The sequence below is a fragment of the Aquiflexum sp. genome, from assembly GCF_977115555.1.
The window spans coordinates 1-4,508 of sequence record NZ_CDSBKL010000342.1 but is presented as its reverse complement, the minus strand read 5'-3'; the positions used below and the strand labels follow the sequence as shown (position 1 = coordinate 4,508).

The window sequence follows — 4,508 nt, the reverse complement described above, 5'->3', positions numbered from 1 at the left end:
TTCAATGGTACTGGATATGGATTCACTTTTCACAACTTGATTGCGCTCATAGGTTTTTCTACTGCAGTTGTACTAGCTATGTTTAATTCAAGAGAATATAAAAAACATGCTAGGTGGATGATTTCTTCAGTCTTTTGGATTCTCCAACCAGCAGCAGGCAGATTGTTATATTTTGTCCCAATTGCATTAAATGATGGTGTTTCCCCCTTTAATAGATTAAGCGTCTGGTACTTCAGTGTTTCTTTGACCTTAATTCCTTTATTGATTATAATCTTTCTTGACTATCGCAAGGAAAAGGTTGTCTATCGTTCGTACTTATTTGTCTTTACTGGAGCTGCCATTTCAACAAGCCTCTTTTCGTTTATGCAAAAGGCAGAATGGTGGATAAGCTTCTGTAAAACAGTAATAGGTCAAGGACTTTAAATATAATCTTTCGCTAACATTCGCTAAAAATCCATAAGCTTATGGGCTATTTGCAAAGAGCGGTTGAATTAGAAAATTTTAAAAGAAATTTACAAAGGCCAAGCCTATGGATTTTAGCTTGAGCGTTAAATTCTAACCAAACCTCAAAACCACACTGATATGGAAAAAAAGAATTACAACGAAATGACAGATGAAGAACTGTTGGTCGAAAGAAAGGAACTAAATAAATCTAAAATCTTTCATGCAAGCGCAATTGGATTTCTTGCCGGAATCCTCATTTTCGGATTGATAGGTTGGGGTCTATCTGAGGAAAAACGCTTAGGATTTTTTATACCCATGTTGATACCAATAGTTTTCATTTACAAACTGGTTAAGAATCCAAAAACAAACAAGGATTTGGAGGAAGTCTTGAAAGAACGCCGCCTGAATTGAGGTTTTAATCCAATACCTTTCTGCATCTTTCGACCACCGCTATTCGCATGCAATTTTCCTGATTGCCAACCATGATCCAAAACCACTATGGAAAAAAAACTGATTGACAATAAGCCTTTTGTTTCTTACACAAGGAAGTCCTTTGGGGAGGAAGAAATGAAAACCCGAAGTCGGAATTTCTATGAATGGATGGATACCCGCAGGACGGTCCGTGACTTTTCGGATAGACCCATTCCTGAAAGTGTGATTGAAAACCTGCTTCTTGCGGCTTCCACGGCACCTTCGGGTGCGCACAAACAGCCGTGGACTTTTTGTGTGGTCAAGAATCCTGAAATAAAAAAGCAAATCCGGATCGCGGCGGAAAAAGAGGAAAAAGAAAGTTACGAAAACAGGATGTCAGAGGAATGGCTTAAGGATTTGGCACCTTTGGGAACAGATTTCAACAAGCCTTTTTTGGAAACGGCGCCCTATCTGATTGTTGTTTTTAAGAGGATCTATGAGTTTGAAAACAACAAAAAACATCAAAATTATTATGTGACCGAAAGTTGTGGCATTGCCTGCGGGTTTTTGCTTACAGCAATCCATGATGCCGGTTTGGTGGCTTTGACCCATACGCCAAGCCCGATGAATTTCCTGTCCAAAATCCTCCAGCGTCCCGAAAACGAGAAGCCTTATTTACTCATTCCTATTGGATATCCCGCAGAAGAATGTTGGGTTCCTGACATAAAGAGAAAGGAACTTTCGGAGATTTGTGTTTGGGTATGAAGTAGATTTTTCGTTTGGTTACTTTCATGATTTTTTTAACTCTTTTTGAAACAATCCCTGGAGATTGGGGGCTGTGGTAGCCTATTATGCAGTATTGTCTTTACCGGGATTGCAGGTTGTGGAACAATTCGGTTGGTGCCTTTTCGGGTATGGAGATTGTTCAGAGTAAAATTACAGGGCAGATATCGGATGCAATAGGTCCTAGCGCCGCAGAGTCGGTAGTGGCTTTGGGTGTCTTATTCTTGTTTGATCTTATTCTATGGGGCGGTATTTACCAGGGTGTATGCGGAGAAGTATGAGGCGGCGGATCATCCTTCTGATTTTGCGATGAAAGTCGTCGAAAAAGAAATCATCATCGAGAAAGGAAACGAGGAAATAGAGACCGAAGATTGACAATTTGAACTATAAAGGAATAAATTACCTTATGGTAGAATAAATTATGTTTTTTTGAATCCTTATCAATAAGGAACATTTTTTTATTAAAATTTTACAAATTAAACTAGGGATGAGTCAGATAGGTAATAGTGGGATGGGTGCCGTCGTAGGCGAACATGGTGTGACGTTTAGGGTATGGGTACCCAATGCCAACAGTGTTTTCGTCATGGGCAGTTTCAATGGTTGGAAAGACGATGAATTTCCCTTGGAACATGAATATGATGGCTATTGGGCAGTGCATTTGGATGCAGCAATTGAAGGAGCGGAATATAAATATATCATCCACAACGGGGATTATAAAATTATCAAAAACGACCCTTATGCAAGGAAAATGACCAACAGTGTGGGGAATTCCATTGTCATAGACCTGAGAAAAGACTGGGAAGACCATCAGTTTCAAATTCCTTCCTTCAATGAGCTTGTGATTTATGAGATGCACATCGGTACTTTCAACAGGGAGGGAAAAGAGGAAGGACAAGCCGGCGATTTTTACACAGCTGTTCAAAAACTGGATTATATCAAAGAGCTTGGAATCAATGCCATCGAAGTGATGCCGGTTATGGAATTTGCAGGGGATAATTCCTGGGGATACAATCCTGCCCATCCTTTTGCTGTCGAGTCCGCTTATGGCGGGCCTGATGGCTTGAAATATTTTATCCATGAAGCCCATATCAGGGGAATAGCTGTGATTTTGGATGTTGTTTATAACCATTTTGGACCTTCGGATATCGATTTATGGCAGTTTGATGGTTGGCAGGAAAATGATCTCGGAGGAATATATTTCTACAATGACTACAGGGCAAATACACCTTGGGGTGAAAATCGCCCTGATTACGGAAGAAAGGAAGTTAGGAATTACCTTAGGGACAATGCCATGATGTGGCTCGATGACTACCAATGTGATGGACTGAGGTTTGATGCCACGGCAGTCATCAGGTACCTGGACAGCGAAAACAGCAACAACAAAGCCGAGCTTGAAGATGGATATAATTTTTTGCAGGAATTGAACGGGGAGATCAGGGATGTTTTTCCCCATAAAATCCTGATCGCAGAGGACCTCAAAGCAGATCCTGTGGTCACTTCCCCAGTGATGCTCAACGGGCTTGGCTTCCATTCCCAATGGGGTTTGGGATTTGCAAACCAAATCAAAAGGGTTTTATTGGAAATCGAAGATCAGCACCGCAACCTTCAGCTTGTAGTGGAATCCCTCTTTTTTGCTTTCAACAATGATGTCTTCCAAAGGATAATCTTCACCGAATCCCATGATGAGGTAGCCAATGGTTCATCGCGTCTGCCGGAAGAAATACAGCCCGGAGAGGCGGATGGAGAATATGCCAAAAAGAAATCCACTCTTGGAGCCATTACGCTGATGACCGCACCTGGAATCCCGATGTTGTTTCAGGGTCAGGAATTTATCTCCCACGGATATTTTCAAGATACTGAAGGCTTGGATTGGGGCCGGCAATCGGTGTATAACGGGATATCAAATATGTACCGTGACCTGATCGGGATGCGAAATGGAAGGGATGAAGAGATGGTGGGACTGACAGGACACCTGACCGAAACCTTGCACTTCAACCAAGAAACTTTGGTACTGGTCTATAGCCGAATCCATGCCGATCACCGAGACCACCCGGTAATCATTGTCCTTAATTTTTCGAATCAAACCTATCAAAACTATAAATTCGGAATGCCTGTAGGGGGCCAATGGAGGGTTAAGTTCAACAGTGGATGGCAAGGTTACGACGAGGATTTTTCAGGGACGGAGATTACCTCAGTTTCTGCAAAAGGTCCTTTTGAAGGAAAACCCCACTCGGTTTTGTTAGATATTCCTTCATTTGGCGGGATTATTCTGATCAGGTAAATAACTTACTTCCACAAACCTCTTTTTTTCTCCCTGGCTTCTTTTTGAAGTTTGACAAAAAGATCTGCATACTTGACATTTGGGGGGATGGTCATCACTGAGGCATAACCGTTTTTGATCAGGTGGGCATTTAAAAACGTGCCATTTTCGAGGTATACATAAGCGAGTGTTCGTTTGTATCTGTCGTATTTGCTGACATCATACTCTAACCTGACTTTTTTTTCCGTCAGGATTCCCTCAAGATAGGCTTTGGATTCTTTGCCATAAAAGCCGATATCCTTCTTGCCTGTTTTTCTTGATTCCGGTGCATCCACCCCGATCAGCCTGATTTTTTCATTTTCCCCTTTGGCATTGATGATCCAAAAAGTATCCCCGTCGACGACTTTGGACACTTGATACCATTTGCCTGAGGTTTGCGCAGCGAGATGGCTGATTGATACCAAAATGAAAAAAAGTAGATGGAGAAAATGTTGGGTTTTGAGCATTTGCGAAAATAGGGGAATTTATCTAAGTGCGAAGTATAAAGTAACAAGTATCAGGAACCAAGTTCAAAGTATTGAGTACCAAGAAACAAGTACCAAGAAACAAG

The 4,508-nt window shown here is 41.5% G+C and carries 6 protein-coding genes; 5 read left to right on the top strand and 1 reads right to left on the bottom strand.

Going from position 1 to position 4,508, the window contains the following annotated elements; all coding sequences use genetic code 11:
• The 5 genes from ACZFYI_RS16240 to ACZFYI_RS16220 form a co-directional block, all read left to right on the top strand.
• The coding region (locus ACZFYI_RS16240) for a hypothetical protein (RefSeq protein ID WP_462525178.1) at positions 1-423 on the top strand (423 nt) is incomplete at its 5' end.
• Positions 424-582: 159 nt separating this feature from the next.
• The gene (locus ACZFYI_RS16235) at positions 583-855 is read left to right on the top strand and encodes a hypothetical protein (protein WP_462525177.1); all 273 of its coding nucleotides are present in this window, start codon (positions 583-585) and stop codon (positions 853-855) included.
• Between the two features lie 87 nt (positions 856-942).
• A complete protein-coding gene (locus ACZFYI_RS16230; RefSeq protein ID WP_462525176.1) occupies positions 943-1,620 on the top strand; it encodes a nitroreductase family protein in 678 nt (225 codons plus the stop codon).
• A gap of 246 nt (positions 1,621-1,866) precedes the next feature.
• Positions 1,867-2,013: a hypothetical protein gene (locus tag ACZFYI_RS16225; protein ID WP_462525175.1), complete on the top strand. Its 147-nt coding sequence runs from the start codon at positions 1,867-1,869 to the stop codon at positions 2,011-2,013.
• A gap of 112 nt (positions 2,014-2,125) precedes the next feature.
• Positions 2,126-3,919 (top strand): alpha-amylase family glycosyl hydrolase, encoded by a 1,794-nt coding sequence (locus tag ACZFYI_RS16220; protein WP_462525174.1) that lies wholly within the window; start codon positions 2,126-2,128, stop codon positions 3,917-3,919.
• Positions 3,920-3,924: 5 nt separating this feature from the next.
• Here ACZFYI_RS16220 and ACZFYI_RS16215 read toward each other — a convergent pair whose 3' ends face one another.
• Complete coding sequence (locus tag ACZFYI_RS16215; RefSeq protein ID WP_462525173.1) at positions 3,925-4,404, bottom strand: thermonuclease family protein; 480 nt, start codon at positions 4,402-4,404, stop codon at positions 3,925-3,927.
• Between the last annotated feature and the right edge of the window lie 104 nt (positions 4,405-4,508).